The organism is Aeromicrobium sp. PFPM2_SD2 (assembly GCF_057364525.1).
In genome coordinates this window covers 1-2,606 of sequence record NZ_JBNFNZ010000354.1, presented here as the reverse complement: position 1 = coordinate 2,606, position 2,606 = coordinate 1, and the positions used below count along the sequence as shown (strand labels likewise).

The 2,606-nt window shown below is 72.1% G+C and carries 3 protein-coding genes and 1 other RNA gene; 2 read left to right on the top strand and 2 right to left on the bottom strand.

Annotated features, from left to right (window positions below):
- Both AC2W7G_RS13460 and rnpB read right to left on the bottom strand, forming a co-directional pair.
- Positions 1–766, bottom strand: a 766-nt coding sequence (locus AC2W7G_RS13460; RefSeq protein ID WP_485868887.1) for a hypothetical protein, incomplete at its 3' end; no start/stop codon positions are given.
- 94 nt (positions 767–860) lie between these two features.
- An RNA gene (gene rnpB, locus AC2W7G_RS13455) (RNase P RNA component class A) lies at positions 861–1,258 on the bottom strand.
- Positions 1,259–1,305: 47 nt separating this feature from the next.
- On the opposite strand from rnpB, the gene AC2W7G_RS13450 reads away from it, so the two are divergent.
- The gene (locus AC2W7G_RS13450) at positions 1,306–1,707 is read left to right on the top strand and encodes an ACT domain-containing protein (RefSeq protein ID WP_485868886.1); all 402 of its coding nucleotides are present in this window, start codon (positions 1,306–1,308) and stop codon (positions 1,705–1,707) included.
- 161 nt (positions 1,708–1,868) lie between these two features.
- Positions 1,869–2,453 carry a TMEM165/GDT1 family protein gene (locus AC2W7G_RS13445; protein ID WP_485868885.1) on the top strand — a complete coding sequence of 195 codons (585 nt, stop codon included), beginning with the start codon at positions 1,869–1,871 and terminating at the stop codon, positions 2,451–2,453.
- Positions 2,454–2,606 lie beyond the last annotated feature (153 nt).

Below are 2,606 nucleotides of genomic sequence, written 5' to 3'. Positions count from 1 at the left end.
CAGCGCCTCGGCGACGGTGTCGCCCGGTGCGCGGTTCGCGTCCGGTGGCCGCCCCGACCAGGCGCAACGCGGAGCGGGTGGCCTCCACGAGCCGTCCGCGGTGGTCGAACGCGAACGCGTGCACCTCGAGCGCGCCCAGCGGGCTCACCGCCGGGGCGGGCACACGGTCGTTGTAGCGGACCACCACGACGAGCCGGTAGATGAGCAGGAGCCCCACCGTCGCGACCAGGTGCACGCCGGGGACCTGCACCATCTGCACGCCGAGCAGCCCGATCATCAGCGCCATGAGGACCAGCAGCGGACGCCGCGTGGCGTCGTGGTGCTGGCGGCGCTCGGCCATCGCCAGGACGGCCAGCCCGATGAGCACGGTGCAGTAGGCGGCCTGGATGATCCAGATCGCCACGAAGCCGCCGTCGTCGGTGAACGACGTGACGTGGCGGCGCGGCCACAGGAACGAGACGAGGACGGCCGGGTACGCGGCGAAGACGGCGAGCAGCGGCGGAGGCGGCTGCCAGCGCAGCGCCACGCCGCGGCGGGCGACGACGTAGAAGCACTGGGCGGCGACGGCCACCACGGGGAGCCAGAGGGTGTCGCTGAGGCCGGTGGGGTCCAGGTCCTCGCCGGCGAGCGGGACGATCGCGTCCCACAGGGCCACGGTGACGGCGGCGAGGGCGACGAGACCGGAGCCGAAGACGTCGCGACGACGCAGGGCCAGCACCGCGACGCCCAGCGCGACGGACGCCGCGAGGAACGATGCTGTGGCCACTGTGCGCTCCATGTGAAGGCCCCGAAGCGGAACCGTCCGTGGAACCGCTGGCCCCACGGTACTCCAGAACCCCGGCGACCGCCGGGCGCGAAGGCGAATGAGCCGGCCTGTAAGCCGGATTCTGTCCACGCCCGAAGGCGCTGGGCGACCATCCATCTAGGCGACGCATCGCTGCGCCGCTCGGTGCGACCTACCCGCTGACCCGTGGACGAGCAGCCCGTCAGCGCAGGCGCCGAGGCGCCCTCTTGGTCTAGCTCCCGGTGGGGTTTACCGAGCCGGCCCCGTCACCGAGGCCGCTGGTGAGCTCTTACCTCACCGTTTCACCCTTGCCCGCACCTGCACCCGAGGGTGCAGGCCGTTGGCGGTCTGTTCTCTGTGGCACTGTCCCGCACGTCACCGTGGGTGGCTGTTGGCCACCACCGCGCTCTGTGGAGTCCGGACTTTCCTCACCGGACGCCCGAGGGCGCCCGGCGCGGCCGCCCGGCCGGCTCATTCGCGTCCCCATCGTAGCCGTCGCCACCCTCCCCTAGAGTGCCGCCATGAGTGGGGAGACCGACCTGGACGTCATGCTGGCCAGCCTGGACGTGCGCCTGGACGACGAGCCGGTCGTCTACGCCGTCGTCCCCCGCATCGTCGACGAGCTTGGCATCCGGGCCGTGGTCGTCGAGCAGGAGGGCATCACCCTCGTCATCGGCCGCGACGACGCCGACGAGATCGGCCTGGCCTACGAGTTCGTGGGGGCGTGGCTGACGCTCACCGTCCACTCGGCGCTCGACTCGGTCGGGCTCACCGCGGCCGTCTCGCGGGCGCTCGCCGACGCGCGCATCCCGTGCAACGTGCTGGCCGGGCTGCACCACGACCACGTCGTCGTCCCGTGGGACGAGCGTCACGGTGCGGTGGCCGCGATCCGTGCGCTAGCCTTGCCGGGCGAAAGGGAGTAGTCCCCAACGGCTGCGTCGACATACTGACCCTCGGGTCCGGCGCAGCAGGCCAGCCCCGGCTGGCGGACGAGACTTTCGACCGGTTTGTCACACGATGAGCCCGGTCGAGGCTCGTCGTACCCACGTGGCTCCTCGTCCGGGACGGACGAGGAGCTTTTCTCATGACCTACGCCCTGCTGCTGAGCACGGTGGTGATCTTCATCGCCGAGCTGGGCGACAAGAGCCAGCTGATGGCGATGACCTTCGCCACCCGCTACCGGGCTCGGGACGTGCTCCTCGGCATCACCGTGGCGACCGCCGTCGTCCACCTCGCCTCCGTCGGCCTCGGCTACTGGATCGGCACCGGGTTCTCCGAGTACCAGGGCCCCATCGCGATCGCCGCCGGCATCGCCTTCCTGTTCTTCGCCGCCTGGACCCTGCGCGGCGACGAGCTGACCGAGGACGAGGCGGAGAAGGCCAAGCGGGCCTCCGGCTCGGCGATCCTGGCCGTCGGCACCGCGTTCTTCCTGGCCGAGCTGGGCGACAAGACGATGCTCGCCACCATCACCCTGGCCACCCAGGAGGACTGGCTCGGCACCTGGATCGGCAGCACCGTCGGCATGGTGGCCGCGGACGCGCTGGCCATCGTCGTCGGCGTGGCCCTCGGCAAGCACCTGCCCGACAAGGTCATCAAGTACGGCGCCGCCGCCGCGTTCGCCGTGTTCGGCCTGCTGCTGGTCGCCGAGGGCGCCGGCTGGCTCGGCTGAGCCGGGTTCCGTAGGGTCCGTCCGTGCTCCACGACGTCCGCGCCCTCGCCGAGGCCCTCGGCTTCCTGGTCGCGATCGCCGTGGTCGCCCGGGCCTGCGCGGACGAGGGGGCTGTTCGAGGCGCTCGGCGCCCGCACCCCGCCTGCTCGCCCC